Origin of the sequence: Abyssibacter profundi, from assembly GCF_003151135.1 — a bacterium.
Taxonomy (GTDB): Bacteria; Pseudomonadota; Gammaproteobacteria; order Nevskiales; family OUC007; genus Abyssibacter; species Abyssibacter profundi.
In genome coordinates, this window is record NZ_QEQK01000018.1 from 25,784 (window position 1) to 43,232 (window position 17,449).

Consider the following 17,449-nt stretch of genomic DNA (forward strand, 5'->3'; position numbering starts at 1 on the left):
GTTGGGATGCTACCGGCCAGAGAAGCGATCGATTCCTGGCGGCGGCATGGAATCAGGGCCGGTATCATAGAAGCTCGAACCCGCTCCGGCCACGACATCCGCATGACCCCTGCTGCCGAAACCCTGATCCAGACCGCGCTGGAGCGCGGCGCCCTACGCCTGGGCGACTTTACGCTCAAGTCCGGTCGCCCCAGCCCGTATTTCTTCAATTTCGGTGCGCTGGATGACGGCGACGCCCTGCTTCAGGCGGCAGAGGCCTACGCCGACCTGCTGATGCCCGCTGAGTTCGACGTGTTGTTCGGCCCAGCCTACAAGGGCATCCCACTGGTTGCGGCCATCGCCGTGGTCATGGCCCGGCGCGGCCGCTCCGTGGCCTATGCGTATAACCGCAAGGAAGCCAAGACACACGGTGAGGGCGGAAATCTGGTCGGTGCACCGGTCGACGGGCGCGTGGCTTTGGTCGATGACGTGGTAACCGCCGGCACGGCGATCCGCCAGGCCATCGACATGGTTCGGGCCGCAGGCGGCACGCCGACGCTGGCCGTGGTTGCGCTGGACCGGCAGGAAGCCGGGCCGGATGGGCTGTCCCCCCTGGCCAGCCTGGCGGACCAGGAACAGATTGATGTCCGCTCGCTGTTTACCGCCGGTGATGTGGCCGACAGCGTAGAAGCCAGTCAACCCGATGCCGCGAGCGCCATCCGTCGGCATCTGGGCGAGTATGGCGCCGGCTAGCGCTGACGGGTTGGCGTGATGACGCACCGGTGCACCGAGGCCGATCTCCGCTTTCGTGAAGCGTTCGAATCCGGGCGCTGGCCCACCAATGCCTTTGATCACGCGGCACATTTGCGGCTGGCTTACGTGTATCTGTGTACCTCGGACACCGACACCGCCGGCCAGCGCATGGCGGGCGCGCTGCAGCAATATCTGGCGCATCACGGTCTGCCGCAGGAGAAGTTCCACGCCACGCTGACACGCGCCTGGATACTGGCGGTCGCGCACTTCATGGCCGTGACCCCACCCTGCCCGTCTGCCCAGGCGTTTCTGGCCGCCCAGCCACGCCTGCATGATGGCAAGCTGATGCTCACCCATTATTCCCGGGAGCGGCTGTTCTCGGCATCGGCGCGCAATGGCTTCATGTCGCCGGACATCCAGCCGATACCCAGGCATGCATCGTCATCGTCCAGACCGGAGACACTGGCATGATTCGACCTCTCATCCTGATCACCCTGCTGTCCGTCACCTCGCTCGGGCTGGCCCAGAACAAGCTTTATCGCTGGGTCGACGACAATGGCCAGGTGCACTATGGCGACCGCATCCCGCCGAAGTACGCAAAAAAAGAGCGGGCCGAGATCAACGAGCGTGGCGTGGTGGTGGACGTCAAAGCCCGCGAGAAAACCGCCGACGAGCTCGCCGCACAGCAGGCTGCTGAGGCCGCGGCGGCCGCGGAAGCCGAGCGGGCGGCCGAACAGGCCCGCTATGACCGCTACCTCATTTCCTCTTTCAATAGCGTGGCCGACCTCATGGCCTTGCGTGATGACCGGCTTAGCCTGCTGGAATCGCGCCTGACGCTGGCGCGTAAGAGCGTGGCCGACACGGAAAAATCGCTGACCGGACTCATCGAGCGCCGAGACAAACTGCAAGCAGCCGGCAAGCCGGTTCCTGACAGGCTCAACCGCCAGATCGGCGAGTTCGAGAGCAGCCTGGTCGCCGGGCTGCGCAGCGTGAGCGGGCTGGAGGAAGAACAGGTCGAAACCCGCCGTAAGTTCACCAACGACATCGAGCGCTACATCGAATTGCGCAATAACTAGTCGCGCCCCACCGGCTGTTGCGGATCGGCGGCTGCACAGGTGTATAGCCAGCAGCGCCCCGAGCGTTCACCATGGGCGTCCCGTTTCCGGGAACACATTCGACTGTAGGACATCCCGTTGAGCTACTCGCGCATTGCAGGCACTGGCAGCGACCTGCCCGAACGCATTGTCACCAACACCGAACTCGAATCGCGGATTGACACCAGTGACGCCTGGATCGTCTCTCGCACCGGAATCGAGGCCCGGCATGTCGCCGCCGAAGACGAGACCACCAGCGACCTGGCCCGGCGCGCGGCGGAACGCGCCATGGAATCGGCTGGCGTCACGGCCGACGACATCGACCTGATCATCGTCGCGACGACCACGCCAGACATGGTGTTTCCGTCCACGGCCTGCATCCTCCAGGCCAAATTGGGGGTCAAGCAGGGTGCGGCGTTCGACATCCAGGCGGTCTGCACGGGCTTTATCTACGCGCTGGCCACGGCGGACAAGCTGGTCGCCAGCGGAGCGCATCGCTGCGCGCTGGTCGTGGGCGCCGAGGTGTTCTCACGCCTATTGGACTGGAACGATCGCCGCACCTGCGTGCTGTTCGGTGACGGCGCCGGCGCGGTGGTCATCCAGCAAAGCGACGAGCCCGGCATTTACTCCAGCCATCTCCATGCTGACGGTAGCCACGGGCACATCCTGCAGGTCACCGGTGGTATCGCCGAAGGCAAGGTCCGCGGCAATCCTTATCTGGAGATGGATGGCCAGGCGGTGTTCAAGCTGGCCGTGCGGGTGCTCGGCGAGTGCGCAAAGGAGGCGCTGGCCCACAACGGCTTTGATGCCAGCGTGCTCGACTGGCTTATCCCCCATCAGGCCAACATGCGCATCATCAAAGCCACGGCCGATCGCGTCGGGCTACCCATGGACAAGGTCGTCACCACCGTCGCCCGGCACGGCAACACCTCGGCCGCCTCGGTGCCGCTGGCCCTGGACACCGCCGTACGCGATGGCCGGATCGCCGCCGGTCAGCACGTCATGTTGCAGGGTGTCGGGGGCGGGATGACCTGGGGCTCAATCCTGCTGCGCTGGTCGCGCTAATCGCTAGGACTTCGTGTCCTTGAGCGCCTGTTCACGCTGGTCCTGGTACTCGTCGTACGAGCGACGCGCATCAGCCTCGCAGGCGTCACGCTCGTGCGCGTCCAGTGTTCGGCAATCTTCCAGACGCCAGGCGGTGGTGCCCTCGTAAATCCCTCGCTGAGAACAACCCGATACCACCACGAGCGGTATGGCCAACGCCACGATTAACTGCCTTCGCATCACCCACCCATTCTGGTCTGAACGCCGAAGGGAAACGCTAACGTAATTCACGCCACGAACACATCAGCGCTTCCCTGCTACGCCCCACAGGCGGCTAGATCGCGTTAACGACCTCGGAGGTCGTTGCCTTGGTCACGCCTAGTCAGCACGCTGCTCACTCTCTCGACCGGACCGCAACGTGATGAACCGCCTCGATTGGATCAGCCTGTGCAACCTCACGGTGCTCTGCACCCACCAGATCGACGCCGCGTACTGGCACGAATGGGAGCTATTCCATTTGCCTGGCGGCAATCAGTTGAATCTGATGCTCAACCTGCCGCTGATTGGCAGCGCCCTGCTTGCCCTTTGCGCCATTGTCACCCGCTCGCCCCGCGCCGGCTTGGCGCATGCGTACCTCATCGGGCTCGGCCTGCTGACCGTAGTGCTGCACGGCGGTTTTTACGCCACGGGCCACAGCCAGTTCATGCAGCCGATGTCCTACCTGCTCATGGTTGCAATCGGCGTGTTGTCAATCGGGCAATGCCTGGCCCTCCGTTCTGACAACCCGGCTAAGCCCCTCGCTTGATGCATGCCCCGGTCACGCCACGACGGATGAATCGCTAAAAGGAAATCACCATGGACATTCACTCGGGCGGCTGCGGCTGTGGTTCCGTGCGCTTCACGCTCTCGGCCCCTCCCATCCTGCGCACCCTTTGCCACTGCAGCATCTGCCAGGCATTCAATGACGCGCCCTACGCCGACATCACCCTGATCGCCCGGCGGCATGTGACCGTCAACGACCTGACCCTCATCGATTTCCAGGCCTATCGCCCCCCGCCGAACGTACAACGCGGCCGCTGCCGCCGCTGTGGTCAGCCCGCTATTGAACAACTGCACCTGCCCGGCCCCATGGCGCTGACGATCATCCCCAGCCGCAACTTTGACGATGCCGAAGCGTTGCCACCGCCGCGGATGCACGGCTTCTACGACAGTCGTGTCGCCGACATCGCGGACCGGCTACCGAAGTACCACGGCTACTGGGGGTCGCAGCTCGGGGCGATGCGGCATCTGCTGGGCGCGCTGATCAGGCCATCGCGCTGACCAGGCATCGTCGATTGCTCGAGCGCGGACGGCTTGAGGGCCGATCAGCCCAGATCATGGCACCAGCGGCCGGCGGCGCTACACTCGTGACAGCCCCCTTCTGGTGACTGCAATGACGCAAGACGACATCAACGCACAGGAGTGGCACAACCCGGACAACTGGACCGGGCGCCTCTTCCCCGGCCTGTACTTCAGCAAACGGGATTCGCGCATCTGGGTGCCCAAACGGGTTCGCGCACTGGGCTGGACCCTCAACCTGGCCCATACCGCCGGCGCCATCTGGGCGCTGATTCTGCTGCTCATGCCCAGCGTGCTACTGGCCGGCTTGTTGCTGACACGTTGAGGCCGAGCCGGCTATGCCGACACCCAACACAGCGGTGTCAATGCAGTGGTAACCGGCTCTCAGCTGTCGCGAGGCTTATGCATCCAGCGCCGTCTCGATAGCAGCCAGCACCCGGGCATCGGCGGGTGGTATATCCGGGGCGAATCGTGCAAGCACGTCGCCGTTGCGACCAACCAGGAATTTTTCGAAGTTCCACATCACGTCGGTTGCACGCTCTGGACCGAGTCCATGTTCGTCGAGCTTGGCTTTCAGCGCGCTCGGTTCATTGGCTGTGGCGTTGGGCTGCGCATCGATCAAGGCGGCGTACAGCGGGTGGATGTCGGCACCTTTGACGGAGACCTTCTGCGCCAGCGGGAACTCGACACCAAACTGGGTGCTGCAAAAGTCCCTGATCTCGTCGTTGGAGCCGGGCTCCTGCCCACCGAAATTGTTGGCCGGAAACGCCAACACGATCAGGCCCTGATCCCGTTTGTCCTGGTAGAGCGTCTGCAAGGCCTCGTACTGCGGCGTAAGCCCGCACTTGGATGCGACATTGACGATCATCACGACCGAGCCGGCGTAATCCGCCAGCCTGGCCTCACGGCCGTCCATGCGGGTGAACGGAATCTGATCGAGGGTCTGGGGCATTTGCATGGTCCTTGTCAGCGCCGAATCAGGCGTTCTTCAGTGATTGCATGTCGATGACAAAGCGGTACTTCACATCGCCCTTTTTCATCCGCGCGTAGGCCTCGTTGATGTTCTGGATATCCAGCATTTCGACGTCGCACTCAATGTCATGTTCAGCGCAGAAATCCAGCACTTCCTGGGTTTCGGGAATGCCGCCGATCAGCGAGCCAGCCAGCACCCGCCGCTTGCGCACCAGTGCACCGATTTGCAGCGGGGGATCCACGGGCTCCAGCAACCCGACCATGATCTGCACGCCATCGACTTTCAGGCAGTTCAGGTACGGATTGAGGTCATGCTGAACCGGAATCGTGTCCAGCAGGTAGTTGAAGCGATTGCGGGCCGCCTTCATCTGCGCGCGATCGGTGGAGATCACCACGTGGTCGGCACCCTGGCGCTTGGCCTCGGCCACCTTGCTTTCCGAGCGGGTGAAGATCGTCACCTCGGCGCCCATGGCCTTAGCGAACTTCACGCCCATGTGGCCCAGCCCGCCCATACCGATGACGCCGACCTGATCTCCTGGCTTGACGCCAAAGTGACGCAGCGGTGAGTAGGTCGTAATGCCGGCGCAAAGAATGGGCGCGGCGGTCGCCATGTCCAACTTGTCCGGAATCCGCAGCACGAAATCTTGATGCACGACCACGGCTTCCGAGTAGCCCCCGTAGGTCACGGATTCGTCGTGGCGGTCGATCCCGTTGTAGGTGCTGACCATGCCCTGGTCGCAGTACTGCTCCTGACCCTGCTGGCATGGATCGCAGGTGCGACAGGAATCGACGATGCAGCCAACGCCAACCTTGTCACCGACCTGGTACTTGCTGACCTGCTCGCCAACCGCCGTGACCCGGCCAACGATTTCATGCCCCGGCACCACCGGGTAGATCGTGCCTCCCCAGTCGTTCTCGGCAAAATGGATATCGGTGTGGCAGACGCCGCAGTAGTCAATCTCGATGGCCACGTCATCCGGGCGCAGGGCCCGACGCTCGATGGTATGGGGTCCGACGCCCGAGGTTTCCGACTGGGCGGCATAGGCTTTAACTGCGCTCACACGATGTCCTTGCTGGGTGAATCTGCCCGCTATTGTGCGCGCCCGAGCCTCCTGATGCCGAATCCTGTCCTGCCGGGTACATAATTCGTGCCCGAGCCTGCGCCGCGCAGGCCGCGTCAGCGCTAGCGTTCGGGGGACTCACGCAGCCGCTGACCTCGCGATGGACGCGCGCCGGTGATGGGCTGCCGATGCGCAAATGCCGTTGCTACACTGCCGACCCACCCTGCCTCCGGTGCCGATTATGGCCTCCAGAACCTCCCCCCTCACCGCTCTGCGACGACTGTCGCTGGTCGCCCCACTGTTGCTGCTGGGCTGCGACACCGGTGACGACGAGGGTGTGGCGGGCGCCTGTGTCAACCTGCCCAACGACGAGGTGCTGCAGATCGACCAAGCGACCGGCGCGAACACGGGCAGCGTCATCGGCGAGATCACCCTCTCCGGATTTGCCATCGATGGCCAGACCGTCACCGCGGCCAGCATTGCCGACCAGCGCAACCGGAACATCACGCTCGACGACAACGCCCTGACCTGCGTGCTGCCCTGTGCCTTCGGCACCCAGGAAGGCACCTGGACCTTTGGCGCCTCGGCCGACGGCTACGACCTGACCCCGCAGGAAGTCGTGGCGGTCTACAACCGCTTTGTCGGCGGCTGCCCCTCGTATGTCGAGGACGGCACGCACACGGACATCACCCTGCAGGAATCCGGCAGCTAGAGAAGTACGCATCGATTCGCGCCGCCCAGTTGCTGCCCGCGAACAGGCCAGGCAAGGCGCGATCTCCGTACGCATTCGTGTCGTTCGCTGACTTGGAATGACCAAGCGGCACTTGCTCCGTCTGGGCTCGCGCGGCAACCGGCGCGCTCTGGGTGCTGCGCATCAATCCGTGCTCGCCTGGGGAACACTTCGGCGCGCGCGTGGTCGCTTGAACAGGCCGGGCGGATTGGCGGGCTCGCAGGGCCCGACTGTTTGCGCAGCGGTCACCGCAAGGATGCGGGGGGACGACCGATGGAGCTGACATGGAGCGTTTTCTCACCCTCTGGGCCGAGGCGGCCCTGACCAGCACGGGATTTTTCTGGATGGCCCTGTGGGCCTTCGCGCTGGGCTATCTGATCAGCAGCCTGATCCAGGTGCTGGTCACCCGATCCCGAATGCAGCGACTCATGGGCCATGATGGCCCCCGCAGCATGGCTTTGGGCACGGCCTTTGGCTTCGTATCGAGTTCCTGCAGCTTTGCCGCGTTGTCCACCACCCGCGCGCTATTTCAGAAAGGCGCCGGCCTGGCGCCGTCCATGGCGTTCCTGCTGGCCTCGACCAACCTGGTGATCGAGCTGGGCATCGTCATCGCCCTGTTCCTCAGCTGGCACTTTGTGGTGGGCGAATATGTCGGCGGGCTGCTGCTCATCGGCTTCGCCTGGCTATTCATCCGCATGACCCGACCCGATCGGCTGCTGAGCCGCGTACGCGAACGGCTCGGCGACGACGGGGATCACACCCACGATCAGCCACCCAGCCCCTTGCAGCGCCTGCGTTCGCGGGACGGCTGGCAGGCCATTGGTCGGTCCTATGTCATGGAATGGCAGATGGTTTGGAAGGACGTACTCATCGGCTTCACCGTCGCTGGCATCATCGCCGCGTTCGTCCCGGATGCCGCGTTCAAGACGCTGTTCATCGGTGCGGGCAGCCAGACCGACCCGGGGTTCTGGGCCGTGCTGGCCCAGACACTGATCGGCCCGATCGCCGCCTTTGCGACGTTTATTGGCTCGATGGGCAATATTCCGCTAGCGGCCCTGCTACACGAGCACGGCGTCAGCTTTGCCGGGGTCATAGCCTTTATCTTCTCGGACCTGGTGGTGCTGCCGGTCCTGCGTATCAACGCGCAGTACTACGGATGGAAGATGGCCTTGTACATCCTGGCCATGCTGCTCTGCGGTCTGGTCGTGGTGTCGCTGGCGCTGCACTACGGTCTGGCGGCGCTGGACTGGCTACCTGACAGCCAGGGCGGAGGCCGGCAACAACGCGAGCTGTTCAAGCTCAACAACGGCTTTGTGCTGAATCTCGTCTTTCTTGCAATCAGCGCCGTACTCGGCTGGCTTTGGTGGTCGGGCCGGTCAGCCGGGGCTAGCCATGAACACCATGACCACGGCGGCGCATCGCGCAGCGAGCAGGTGCTCACCGGAATAGCCGTGATCGCGATGACCTGGCTGGCTGGGGGGCTGCTCGCTGCAGCGCGACCCGGCATCCAGGCGAGCGGCGGCGGTTAGCTTGCCGGCGCAGGGCCTAGCCTGTCGCCGATTCCTCAGCTTGGCGGGCCTCCCAGGCCTTGAGCGCACGCTCATACGCCCGGACCTGATCGGAGTACATGTCCCAGACACAGGGATCACAGCCGGTTTCGCAGCAATCGGAATCCAGCGGCTTGTCGGGTGGGCTGGGTCGCGAGTTGGATCGCGAGTTGTCGGGACGGGGGTCGGACACGACGGCAGAGACGTTCGGGGAAGCCCGACAGTTTAGTCCAGCCACGTCAATCGGCGCGAACGCGCGCGACTTACTGCTTGGCCGTTTGGGGGCAAGCGACCAGCAGAGGTTCCTCGATGGCGTCGGTGGCGAGCAGATTACGTAAGGCCATGATCGCGGTGACCGTCAGCTCGCGCCCCTCGCCCAGCACCAGCCCGCCCTGCCGGGTCTTGATGTCTTCGGCGACGACCCAGCCCGGCAGCAAATCACTCACCCGGGCGCTGCGGGTGGAATTCCCGCTGTGGAGCTTCACAGTCCGCAGCGCCTGACTCACCGCATAGCGAACCGGTGGATCCAGCTTGGCGACAGCCTCCTGGGCGCGGGACATGGGCTGCTGATTGGCCAATTCTCGGGCCAGGGTACCCGCCGCACGCAGCAGCTCGGCACCCAGCACCACATCCGGATCAGCATCCTCAGGCGCCGGTCGATGCTGGTAACGCACGACCTGGGCAACGGAATCCAGGCGCGGAATCGCCTGCAGCAGCTTGAAAGCCGTTTCGGGATGCGAATCCAGGATGTCGCGTTCTTCCTGATCCAGCGGCCGTCCGGCCATCTCGCGCTGCACGATGTCCGAGGGCACGCTGACACAACCGATGTGGCTGAGCGCGGCCGCCATATTGCCAATCCAGGCATTCGGCCAGTCCAGGGTTCTGGCCGCCTGCTTAACGCAGGTCTGAATGGTCGCTGCCCGCATGGAGGCCCAGGGTGCAATCAGGCTCAGCACCTGGGTCATTGAATCCACCACGCCGGCTAGGGTGGTTTCCATCATGTCTTGCTCGATCACGGCAGACCGATGGCGCTCCACCGCCTCGTGAAGGGTCGGGATCAGCACATCGGAGGGACATGGCTTGCAGAGATAGCGAAAAATGGCGCCATGATTAATTGCCGCGATGGCCGATTCCGTATCCGCCTGGCCGGTCAGCAGTATGCGGGTGCTGTTCGGGCTGCGCTCACGCACCCGCGCGAGGAACTCGGCGCCATCCATGCCTGGCATGCGCATGTCGGAGACGATCACGGCGAACGGCGGCTCTTCTTCGACGATGGCCAGACCCTGCGCCCCGCCGGGGGCGGTGGTGACGTCGAACTCACCGAACAGGGTGCGCTCCAACCCGGCGAGCAGATTGGGCTCATCATCGACGCAGAGAATGCGGGGCAGATCCTCATCGTCAGGATCCGTGGGCAGCACGGCATCCATGCCGAGTGTTGTCGCCGGATTCATGCGGCCGCCTGTGCTTCGGTCAGGGCGCTGGCGGCGGCCCGCCAAGCCGGCAGGTGAGCCTTGACGCCGGCCGCCTGCAAGAACGCTTCGTTCACGGCCTCGCCATGGGCGAGCGCCACCGCCACATGCACCACACCCACCGCATCAAAACGCACACTGGCCAGCCGTTCGGGTGTTCGATGCTGGGCGACGGCCTCGACGACCGGCCCCGGCAGCCCCCATGCACCCAACAGGTAGGCCCCGATTTCGGCATGGGTCGGCGATGCACCGGCATCCTCACCCAGCGGGGTTCGGCCAATGCCCTTGAGCAGCGCGCCCACGTCGCTGAGCAAAGCGGCGGTCATCACGGTTTCGCGCGCCGCATAAACGCTGCAAATCTGGCCTGTAATTCTGGATGCGAGCACGGAACGTTGGCGGAGTGATTCGACCTCCCCCCCGTCGAATTGGGCGTAAACCTCGGTGGCCAAGACCAGAACCGCCAGCATGCCGAAGCCGATGCGCTTGACCGCCTCGGCGATGTCACTGACCTCACCCCCCGCATACAGCAGCGCAGAATTGGCAAACTGCAGCACCTTGGCAGCCAGCGCCGGATCGGAACCGATAACCTCCGCCACGTCCGTGACCTTGGCGTTGGAGTCTTCCAGCAAGCCGGCCAAACGGGCGTACATCTTCGGCGTCGCGGGCAGTTGCCCAACCTGTCCCAATGCCGCGCGAAGACTGTCGTCGCGTAACAGGGCTTGCAGCGACACAGCACGGTCGATGGTTTCGACCAGCACGGCACCTTCGCAAGGTTTGGACAGAAACTGCTGCGCAACGTCCAGGGCGCGCAGTGCGGCCTCCTGTTCCGTCTGGCCAGTCAGCATGATGCGAACGGCCTCCGGCCAGCGCTCACGCACCGTTCTCAGGAACTGTGCGCCATCCATCATGGGCATGCGCATATCGCTAATCACCACATCGACGGGCTCGTCCTCCAGCAGTGCCAGCGCTTCGGCCCCACTGGTCGCGAACTCGGTTTCCCAGTCTCGATCACACATGAACAACATGCGCTCGATTCCGCCCAGCACGCAGGCATCGTCATCGACAAACAGCAGTCGCATGGGCGTCATGACGCATCGCCTCCATCAATCGGCAGGCGAACGACAAACTCGGTGCCCGTGCCCACTTCAGTTTCGAAAAAGACCACCCCGCCATGTTTGTCGACCACAGTGGAGTAGACGATCGCCAGCCCCTGCCCGGTTCCGTCACCCACGCCTTTTGTGGTGAAGAACGGATCGAACACCTTCTCCCGCACGGCTTCCGGAATGCCGCCGCCATCGTCAATCACACGAATATCGACATGCGTGTCTTCATACGGAGCGAGCACGATCTCGATGCGACCCGATTCCCGGACGCCCGGCTCGAGCGTGTCCTTGATGGCATGGGCGGCATTGACGACCAGATTCAGCAGCATCTGGGCAATCTCGTCACGCAGACAACACACCGGAGGCAACTCGCCTTCGCAGCGGATGGTCAGACTGGCCACATACTTCCACTCATTCCGGGCCACCGTCACGGTGGTCTCGGCCAGTGCATGCAAATCCACCTGCTCCTTTTCACCAGCCGATGGATGTGAGAACTCCTTCATGGCGCCGACAATGCGCGATATGCGTCGCAGCCCGTCCAGCGACTGTTCCAGGGCCGCCGGCACCTGCTCCTGCAGGAACCCGAACTTGGATCGCTTTAGCTGACGGCGGAACGCCACTGCGGCCGCCTGCGTCGCCTCATGCGGTTCGGCCGCGTCGGCCAGCGTGCAGGCGGCCTCGACCAGCGTGGCAATCATGCGCTGGGCCTTGCTGACGAACTCGACGTTATCCCGCACGTACTGAGTTGGCGTGTTGATTTCATGCGCGACGCCGGCTGCCAGCTGACCGATCGACTCCATTTTCTGCGCCTGGAGCAACATGGCCTGGGTCCGGCCTAACTCGGCCAGCGCTTCCTGCAGCTCTCGACGTTCTTCGCTGAGCTGCTGCGTCTTCATCGCCACGACCTTGCCCAGGGCGATGTTCTGCTCGAGCGTCGTCATCGGCGTGGCAAGCGAGTCGTCGCGCTCCTTCACCCGTCGCTTGAGCACATGAATCGTCTTGTCACGGGCAGCCAGCTTGCGCTGCAGCACGTCGATCGCGTCCGTTGCGGGCGCCCGCGCTGTCGAGGGGTCGGGATGGGCTTGATTAAGCATGTCAGGCTCCGATGGCGATGCCTGTGAAGGTCTGGTTGATGTGCAGTCCGTTGAACTGCTCCCCGTAGGTCGAGAAACCGAACACCTTGCGGCTGGCCATGAACTGGCCGACCGGATCCAACATCGCGTTCTGTTCGAACTCCACGCGGCGCAGAATGCAGTCACAACCCAGGATCAGAGCGGGTTCCGGCACGGTCTCGCGCACGCCGTCGAAGGCCTCTTCCAGCGTCTTCATGACATCCACGGCCTTGCCAACGGAAATCACCCGCCCCTCATCCACCGCGCAGTAGCAGGTCAGCGACCCATCTTTGTTGGCCTGCTGGATGGACCGCACATAGGGGTCGCCCCCCATGGTCATCAGCAATGGGTGGGTGGAGAACACGTTGGCGTCGAGCTGGTCCGGCGACAGCCCGATGGCATCGGCATAAGCCTGGGCCGCGGGCTCGCCATCGATCTCGATGATCAGCCGCTGCTCGGGATCGGCCTCGGTAATGACGAGATCGATTTCGCTGGGGACGAAATGCTGGAACTTGAAGGACGCACAGGGTTTTTCGCACTCGAACTGCGCCAGAACGGCTGCGTTCTGCTGGAAATGCCCATCGAAATAAACATGTGTCTGGCGGAACTGCAGATTGTCTCCGGCCGACCCGCCGATCAGCGGCACGTTACCCAAGGCCTGGTAAAGCGAGGCGGCCAGTTGTTCCTCGCGCATGGATAGGCCATCGACCAGCAAGAGGCCGAAACTGAATTCCATATCCGACCGGACCACCATCGATTGCACGGTGTCGGCAACGGACGAAGCGCAGGCCGTTTCATCCGACAAGGGGGAGATTAAATGCGGGCGCATGCGTAAATCCCCGCCGCGCAGCCCGGCCGCGAGTATGCCGGTGGCCAGAAAACCGTTCGGGCCGATCTGTCCGGATGCGGTGCAGCCAATGACGGGGCAGTCGAAACCGGCCTTAATCGCCGGCCCCAACGCATCCAGGTCATGACGGGGGTCGCAGTAGAAAATGACCGCGTCCAGCGGGTCGGACCCCAGCTGTGTGCGAAGTTCCTCCACCGCGACTTGAGCAGCGGACTTGGCCGTCTGCGCGTAACTGACGTTCAGGGTCATCTCCATCCTACCGATTGTGGTCTTGTCTAACCGTTATCGGTGGATTCGGATCGCACTTGAGCGGGTGGTCCGGCGTGAGCGAACCAGTGGCTACATTCTCACGACGACTGGCGTTGCAGTCGCCGGTGCTACAGCAGCCTGAACAGCGACAGGCCCTGCACGCGGACCAGGGTTTGCTGCGCCGCTTCCAGCGCAGTGATCTGCAGGGATAGACGGCTGGCCGCCTCGGCGATGTCCACGTCCCGTAGATCCGACAGCGTCGCCATTAGCTCGACGGCCACGCCTTCGTGGGACGATTCAGCCCGATCCAGCGATTGCAGACGGTTACCCACCGAGGCGCGGGTGTCGATGACATGATCGGTGGCGGTGTCGATTTGCTCGAGACCGGCATAAAGCGTCGTTGTCAGCTGCGCACGGCTGCCGGCGCTCCCGTCGAAACCCTCCAGGGCCGTTGCGATCTGGTCGAGGCGACTGAACACGTCCTGCTGGCCGGCAGGCTGAACGGTGAACTGATCCCCGTCGGCCGGCGTATTGGCGAATTGCAGGCTCACACCGTTGACGACGAAGGCCTCATCGCTGCTGTATGGGCCGGTCCCCAGGGTTGCCCCGCTGTCGCCAGTGACCGTCCAGTTGCCTCCTGAGAACTGCACGGTCCAGGGCAGGTCGGCCGGCGCGGCGGTGGCATCGACACTGAGCCGGGTCAGAGCCGCCGTCCCCGTGTTAGCGGCGGCCGCCTGCACGGTCGGCCCGCGCGGAATATCCATGAAGACGGCCCGGCCCGTATCACCATCGGCGACCCGGTGGCCCGGACCAATGCGCACTTCGCGCGACTGTGCGTCGCCGTGATAGGTCGTGCCGGCACCTGTCGCCGAGAAGGCCTGCTCCACGGCGCGGGTGCCGACGAACAAGGCCTGGCCATCGGCACCCTGTCGGTTGGCAATACCGTACAAATCCGCGAGCTGACTGCGAATCTGACCGGCAATGGCCTGAGCCGCCGAGGCATCCACCGCCGAACCACCGGCCTGCACCGCGAGCTGCCGCACGGAGTTGAGTACCTCGGTGGCCTCGTCGAGCGCGGCTTCCTCACCGACCAGGCGTTCCCGCACCCGACTGATATTCGACTGATAGCGGGTGACTTGCTCCAGCGCCGAATCCAGCGCCACACCACGCGCCGCAGCGGCCGGATCATCGGCGCTACGCGTCAGGCGCTGGCCCGAGGCCAGCTGCTCCTGGGTGTGGGCCAGTTCCGTCTGTTTTTGCTGGATTAGATCCAGCGTCCGGTTCTGAAAACCTGCAGTGGAAATGCGCATGGCTTATCTCCGCACGGCCGAGAGCAGCGTATCGAACAGGGTGGAGGCCACCGACATCACCTGGGCGGCGGCCTGGTAGGCCTGCTCAAAACGCATCAAATTGGCGGCCTCTTCATCAAGATTGACGCCGGACTGGGCGTCGCGGTCTGCCATGTCGGCCGACTGGATGGTCAGGGCGCCGGAGTAGCCCGCCTCCGCGGTCGCCGCCGCGTTGCCCAAAGTGCTGATCAGACGGGCCGAGGCTTCGGCGGGACGTTCACTGCCATCGCCCAAAAAGCTGTTGCCGGCCAGCCCGGCCAGCGCCTGGGCCGTGCGGTTGTCGGATGAACCGGCGCCGGTGGCACGAAGCTGCACCTGGTCACCCGCCTGTGGCGTGCCGGTGAATTGCAGGCGCAGGCCATTCACCAACACCCCGGTCTGGGCGTCATAGGCCACAACCGGACCGCCGTCGATGGACACCTGATTCGCCGCCGGAAAGGACAGGGTTGCAGCGCTGCCGTAGCCCGCAGCCGTGGTGTCCTCCACCGCGTACTGCTCCAGCGCCAGCGTCCCGGTATTGCCGGTGGGTACTTCGACCACCACCGCACCCGCAGCCGCCAGGCCGCTTGGATCCCGCAGCGCCATGCCGAAGTCGTCCAGCGCATCACCCATCCCGACTCGGAATCGATCATTCGCCGCTGGCGCGCCACCGAGGACCAGCTCCAAACCATCCAGCTGGATAGGGTCGGCAACCGAGCCAGTGCCGCTCAGCGGCACGGCGTTGCCGCCATCGACCCGCAACCACTGCGTCCCGTCGTAACGCAGCTCGGGGTCGGTGCCCGGCAGGTTGCCCGGATCGGTGACCGAGACGGCAAAGGACGCCGACCCAGTATTGGCGACATGCCCGGTGACATCAATTGAGGCCGCGGTGAAGACATGGCCGCCCGCCTGCCCGGAGGGCGTGACACCCCCGGCGTGGACCGCGTTGAACTGCTCCGACACCCCCAGTGCCAACTGCGCCACCTGCCCGCGTGTTTCATCGAGCAAATCTGCGGTTGCCAGAATGCCGCCGATCTCCCCCCCGCCGACCTGGCGGCTGATGTTAACGATGCCACCCTGGGTTTCGACGCCTAGCTGCGGTACCAGCGACCCCATCGGATCATCAACGGCGGTCAGCGCATAGGCATTGGCGCCGAGCACCAGCGCCTGTCCGGACTGGGCGAACACATTGAGCTCGCCGCTGTCTGCGGCCACGGTCCGGATATCCAGCTGCGTCGCTAGATTGCGGACCAGTTCATCACGGGTATCGAGCAAATCATTCGGTGGCTGACCACCAGAGCGGCCCATCGCCAGGGTGATCTGTTCATTCAGTGTGGCGATTTCGGTCGAGAGGTCGTTGGCCGTGGCAACCGCCGTATTCATTTCCAGACCCAGATCGCGCTCCAGGGCATCGAACTGATAGGCCAGACTGCCCACACGCCGGGTCAGATCCTGGCCGGCCGCCAGCAGGCTTTGTCGGGCGGCCGTGGAACTGGGGTCGGCGGCGAGGTCTTCAGCCGCCGTGAAGAACTGATCCAAACCGCTACCCACCGACAGCGTTTCGTCGGACAGCAAGCCGTCCAGTCGATTCGCCACCTGGGTCTGCATCGAGAAATACCCCACCTGACTGGCATCGCCGATCAGGCGTTGCTGCACCAGGTCGCTGGCATTGCGCACCACGGTGTTGGCGTAGACCCCGTTGCCGTACACGCCCTGCCCGCTGGGGGTTGGGGTGCGGGTCGACAATTCCACGCGTTGCCGCGAATACCCGGGGGTATCCACGTTCGCCACGTTATGGCCCACGGTGTCCAGCGCCCGCCGATAACTCAGCAGCGCGGAGGAGCCAATACTGAATAAATCCGTCATCAGGTGTTCCTGGTCAGACGCCGGCGCTGGCCGCAGGCAGGCGGTGATCGCCCGCATGCGGACGCGAGGCGGTCGTCGGCGTATCGACAGTCCATGACTCCATCATCGGCCCGTTGGCGATTCGCTTGAGCTTTTCGGCGTATCGGGGATCGGTGGCATAGCCGGCCTGCTGCAGACCTTCGGCGTAGCGCTCACCGTCGCCCGCCTGGGCCAGCGCGTCGGCATAGCGTGGCTGCGACTGCAGGAACTGCACGTAATCCTCCACGCTAGCCTCATAGGAATCGTAGGCCCGGAAGCTATCGGTCAGATCGATGCGGTGCCCGCCGATGTACTCATGGGTGCGCACCTCGACGGTTTGTTCGGCCCCATGGGCCTTGATGCCAAACAGGTTGTGGCTGGACCGACCCTGGGCATCGACGGGAACGGACTGCCCCCACCCGGTCTCCAGTGCAGCCTGGGCCATCACAAAGCGTGGGTCCACGCCCAGCTTGCTGGCCGCCCGCTCAACCACCGGCGCCAGCTTGCTGACAAAATCCTCGGGCGATTCGAAGCCGCCAGTCAGACGCGGCCCCTGGGTCGGCAGGCTGCTCCGGGCAATGTCATCAAAACGCACGGGCGCCGACTCGTTGGTCAGCCCGGCCTGACGCTGGAACTGCTGGATCATCAGGTCTGCCAGCCCTAGTCCCCCGGCCTTGCTGATGTCCTTGGCCACGGCCTGATCCATCATGTCGCGGTACATGGCGCCACCGTTACCGGACAGATCATCACCAAACTCCGTGGCCCGCATGGACTGCAGCATCATCTGCGTGAACAAGGCCTCGAACTGCAGCGCCGCCTCGCGCAGCGCCTTGGCGTCGCCCGCCTGCTGCCCCGCCGAGGCCTGGCCCGCCATACGCTCGACGCCACCATTGGCGGTGGCGCCCAGCGGGTTCAGCGTTGGCGATTGCAGTTCCACGA

The 17,449-nt window shown here is 64.2% G+C and carries 20 protein-coding genes; 9 read left to right on the forward strand and 11 right to left on the reverse strand.

Annotation, left to right across the window (positions count from 1 at the left end; genetic code table 11):
- The first annotated feature begins 102 nt into the window (after positions 1-102).
- The 4 genes from pyrE (at position 103) to DEH80_RS15635 (ending at position 2,891) form a co-directional block, all read left to right on the forward strand.
- Entirely contained in the window at positions 103-732 is a 630-nt protein-coding gene (gene pyrE, locus DEH80_RS15620; protein ID WP_109721454.1) for an orotate phosphoribosyltransferase, read from the forward strand.
- 18 nt (positions 733-750) lie between these two features.
- Entirely contained in the window at positions 751-1,203 is a 453-nt protein-coding gene (locus tag DEH80_RS15625) for a hypothetical protein (protein ID WP_207774647.1), read from the forward strand.
- On the forward strand, positions 1,200-1,808 hold the full coding sequence (locus DEH80_RS15630) for a DUF4124 domain-containing protein (RefSeq protein ID WP_109721455.1): 609 nt from the start codon (positions 1,200-1,202) through the stop codon (positions 1,806-1,808). Before DEH80_RS15625 ends, DEH80_RS15630 begins: the two co-directional genes overlap by 4 nt.
- 117 nt (positions 1,809-1,925) lie before the next feature.
- Entirely contained in the window at positions 1,926-2,891 is a 966-nt protein-coding gene (locus DEH80_RS15635) for a beta-ketoacyl-ACP synthase III (RefSeq protein WP_109721456.1), read from the forward strand.
- A gap of 3 nt (positions 2,892-2,894) precedes the next feature.
- Here DEH80_RS15635 and DEH80_RS15640 read toward each other — a convergent pair whose 3' ends face one another.
- Complete coding sequence (locus DEH80_RS15640) at positions 2,895-3,110, reverse strand: hypothetical protein (RefSeq protein WP_109721457.1); 216 nt, start codon at positions 3,108-3,110, stop codon at positions 2,895-2,897.
- 181 nt (positions 3,111-3,291) lie between these two features.
- On the opposite strand from DEH80_RS15640, the gene DEH80_RS15645 reads away from it, so the two are divergent.
- The 3 genes from DEH80_RS15645 (at position 3,292) to DEH80_RS15655 (ending at position 4,533) form a co-directional block, all read left to right on the forward strand.
- Positions 3,292-3,675 (forward strand): DUF6713 family protein, encoded by a 384-nt coding sequence (locus DEH80_RS15645; RefSeq protein WP_109721458.1) that lies wholly within the window; start codon positions 3,292-3,294, stop codon positions 3,673-3,675.
- Positions 3,676-3,725: 50 nt separating this feature from the next.
- Positions 3,726-4,190 carry a GFA family protein gene (locus tag DEH80_RS15650; protein ID WP_109721459.1) on the forward strand — a complete coding sequence of 155 codons (465 nt, stop codon included), beginning with the start codon at positions 3,726-3,728 and terminating at the stop codon, positions 4,188-4,190.
- Positions 4,191-4,302: 112 nt separating this feature from the next.
- On the forward strand, positions 4,303-4,533 hold the full coding sequence (locus DEH80_RS15655; protein WP_109721460.1) for a DUF5808 domain-containing protein: 231 nt from the start codon (positions 4,303-4,305) through the stop codon (positions 4,531-4,533).
- A gap of 75 nt (positions 4,534-4,608) precedes the next feature.
- On the opposite strand, the gene DEH80_RS15660 is transcribed toward DEH80_RS15655, so the two are convergent.
- Both DEH80_RS15660 and DEH80_RS15665 read right to left on the reverse strand, forming a co-directional pair.
- The gene (locus DEH80_RS15660) at positions 4,609-5,160 is read right to left on the reverse strand and encodes a glutathione peroxidase (RefSeq protein WP_109721498.1); all 552 of its coding nucleotides are present in this window, start codon (positions 5,158-5,160) and stop codon (positions 4,609-4,611) included.
- Positions 5,161-5,185: 25 nt separating this feature from the next.
- Positions 5,186-6,241: an NAD(P)-dependent alcohol dehydrogenase gene (locus DEH80_RS15665; RefSeq protein WP_109721461.1), complete on the reverse strand. Its 1,056-nt coding sequence runs from the start codon at positions 6,239-6,241 to the stop codon at positions 5,186-5,188.
- A 196-nt stretch (positions 6,242-6,437) separates the two neighbouring features.
- Here DEH80_RS15665 and DEH80_RS15670 point away from each other — a divergent pair, with 196 nt between their 5' ends.
- A complete protein-coding gene (locus DEH80_RS15670; protein ID WP_133249283.1) occupies positions 6,438-6,953 on the forward strand; it encodes a hypothetical protein in 516 nt (171 codons plus the stop codon).
- A 302-nt stretch (positions 6,954-7,255) separates the two neighbouring features.
- Positions 7,256-8,500 carry a permease gene (locus DEH80_RS15675; protein WP_109721463.1) on the forward strand — a complete coding sequence of 415 codons (1,245 nt, stop codon included), beginning with the start codon at positions 7,256-7,258 and terminating at the stop codon, positions 8,498-8,500.
- Positions 8,501-8,516: 16 nt separating this feature from the next.
- Here the strand turns inward: DEH80_RS15675 and DEH80_RS15680 are convergent, their stop codons facing one another.
- From DEH80_RS15680 to DEH80_RS15715, 8 genes are all read right to left on the reverse strand, one after another.
- Positions 8,517-8,711 carry an oxidoreductase-like domain-containing protein gene (locus DEH80_RS15680; RefSeq protein ID WP_109721464.1) on the reverse strand — a complete coding sequence of 65 codons (195 nt, stop codon included), beginning with the start codon at positions 8,709-8,711 and terminating at the stop codon, positions 8,517-8,519.
- Positions 8,712-8,781: 70 nt separating this feature from the next.
- Positions 8,782-9,969 (reverse strand): response regulator, encoded by a 1,188-nt coding sequence (locus DEH80_RS15685; RefSeq protein ID WP_207774648.1) that lies wholly within the window; start codon positions 9,967-9,969, stop codon positions 8,782-8,784.
- The gene (locus DEH80_RS15690; protein WP_109721466.1) at positions 9,966-11,075 is read right to left on the reverse strand and encodes an HDOD domain-containing protein; all 1,110 of its coding nucleotides are present in this window, start codon (positions 11,073-11,075) and stop codon (positions 9,966-9,968) included. Before DEH80_RS15690 ends, DEH80_RS15685 begins: the two co-directional genes overlap by 4 nt.
- Positions 11,072-12,184: a sensor histidine kinase gene (locus DEH80_RS15695; RefSeq protein ID WP_109721467.1), complete on the reverse strand. Its 1,113-nt coding sequence runs from the start codon at positions 12,182-12,184 to the stop codon at positions 11,072-11,074. The genes DEH80_RS15690 and DEH80_RS15695 overlap by 4 nt, the downstream gene beginning before the upstream one ends.
- A gap of 1 nt (position 12,185) precedes the next feature.
- Complete coding sequence (locus tag DEH80_RS15700) at positions 12,186-13,298, reverse strand: FIST N-terminal domain-containing protein (RefSeq protein ID WP_109721499.1); 1,113 nt, start codon at positions 13,296-13,298, stop codon at positions 12,186-12,188.
- A 128-nt stretch (positions 13,299-13,426) separates the two neighbouring features.
- A complete protein-coding gene (gene flgL, locus DEH80_RS15705) occupies positions 13,427-14,608 on the reverse strand; it encodes a flagellar hook-associated protein FlgL (RefSeq protein WP_109721468.1) in 1,182 nt (393 codons plus the stop codon).
- Between the two features lie 3 nt (positions 14,609-14,611).
- Complete coding sequence (gene flgK / locus DEH80_RS15710; RefSeq protein WP_165831514.1) at positions 14,612-16,492, reverse strand: flagellar hook-associated protein FlgK; 1,881 nt, start codon at positions 16,490-16,492, stop codon at positions 14,612-14,614.
- 13 nt (positions 16,493-16,505) lie between these two features.
- Complete coding sequence (locus tag DEH80_RS15715) at positions 16,506-17,447, reverse strand: glucosaminidase domain-containing protein (RefSeq protein ID WP_109721470.1); 942 nt, start codon at positions 17,445-17,447, stop codon at positions 16,506-16,508.
- Between the last annotated feature and the right edge of the window lie 2 nt (positions 17,448-17,449).

What these genes read in the sequence shown, in the direction of transcription:
- pyrE (WP_109721454.1), top strand. Translation starts at nt 103, where the DNA reads ATGACCCCTGCTGCCGAAACCCTGATCCAGACCGCGCTGGAGCGCGGC.
- DEH80_RS15625 (WP_207774647.1), top strand. Translation starts at nt 751, where the DNA reads ATGACGCACCGGTGCACCGAGGCCGATCTCCGCTTTCGTGAAGCGTTC.
- DEH80_RS15630 (WP_109721455.1), top strand. Translation starts at nt 1,200, where the DNA reads ATGATTCGACCTCTCATCCTGATCACCCTGCTGTCCGTCACCTCGCTC.
- DEH80_RS15640 (WP_109721457.1), bottom strand. Translation starts at nt 3,110, where the DNA reads ATGCGAAGGCAGTTAATCGTGGCGTTGGCCATACCGCTCGTGGTGGTA.
- DEH80_RS15645 (WP_109721458.1), top strand. Translation starts at nt 3,292, where the DNA reads ATGAACCGCCTCGATTGGATCAGCCTGTGCAACCTCACGGTGCTCTGC.
- DEH80_RS15650 (WP_109721459.1), top strand. Translation starts at nt 3,726, where the DNA reads ATGGACATTCACTCGGGCGGCTGCGGCTGTGGTTCCGTGCGCTTCACG.
- DEH80_RS15655 (WP_109721460.1), top strand. Translation starts at nt 4,303, where the DNA reads ATGACGCAAGACGACATCAACGCACAGGAGTGGCACAACCCGGACAAC.
- DEH80_RS15660 (WP_109721498.1), bottom strand. Translation starts at nt 5,160, where the DNA reads ATGCCCCAGACCCTCGATCAGATTCCGTTCACCCGCATGGACGGCCGT.
- DEH80_RS15670 (WP_133249283.1), top strand. Translation starts at nt 6,438, where the DNA reads ATGCCGTTGCTACACTGCCGACCCACCCTGCCTCCGGTGCCGATTATG.
- DEH80_RS15675 (WP_109721463.1), top strand. Translation starts at nt 7,256, where the DNA reads ATGGAGCGTTTTCTCACCCTCTGGGCCGAGGCGGCCCTGACCAGCACG.
- DEH80_RS15685 (WP_207774648.1), bottom strand. Translation starts at nt 9,969, where the DNA reads ATGAATCCGGCGACAACACTCGGCATGGATGCCGTGCTGCCCACGGAT.
- DEH80_RS15690 (WP_109721466.1), bottom strand. Translation starts at nt 11,075, where the DNA reads ATGACGCCCATGCGACTGCTGTTTGTCGATGACGATGCCTGCGTGCTG.
- DEH80_RS15695 (WP_109721467.1), bottom strand. Translation starts at nt 12,184, where the DNA reads ATGCTTAATCAAGCCCATCCCGACCCCTCGACAGCGCGGGCGCCCGCA.
- DEH80_RS15700 (WP_109721499.1), bottom strand. Translation starts at nt 13,298, where the DNA reads ATGACCCTGAACGTCAGTTACGCGCAGACGGCCAAGTCCGCTGCTCAA.
- flgL (WP_109721468.1), bottom strand. Translation starts at nt 14,608, where the DNA reads ATGCGCATTTCCACTGCAGGTTTTCAGAACCGGACGCTGGATCTAATC.
- flgK (WP_165831514.1), bottom strand. Translation starts at nt 16,492, where the DNA reads ATGACGGATTTATTCAGTATTGGCTCCTCCGCGCTGCTGAGTTATCGG.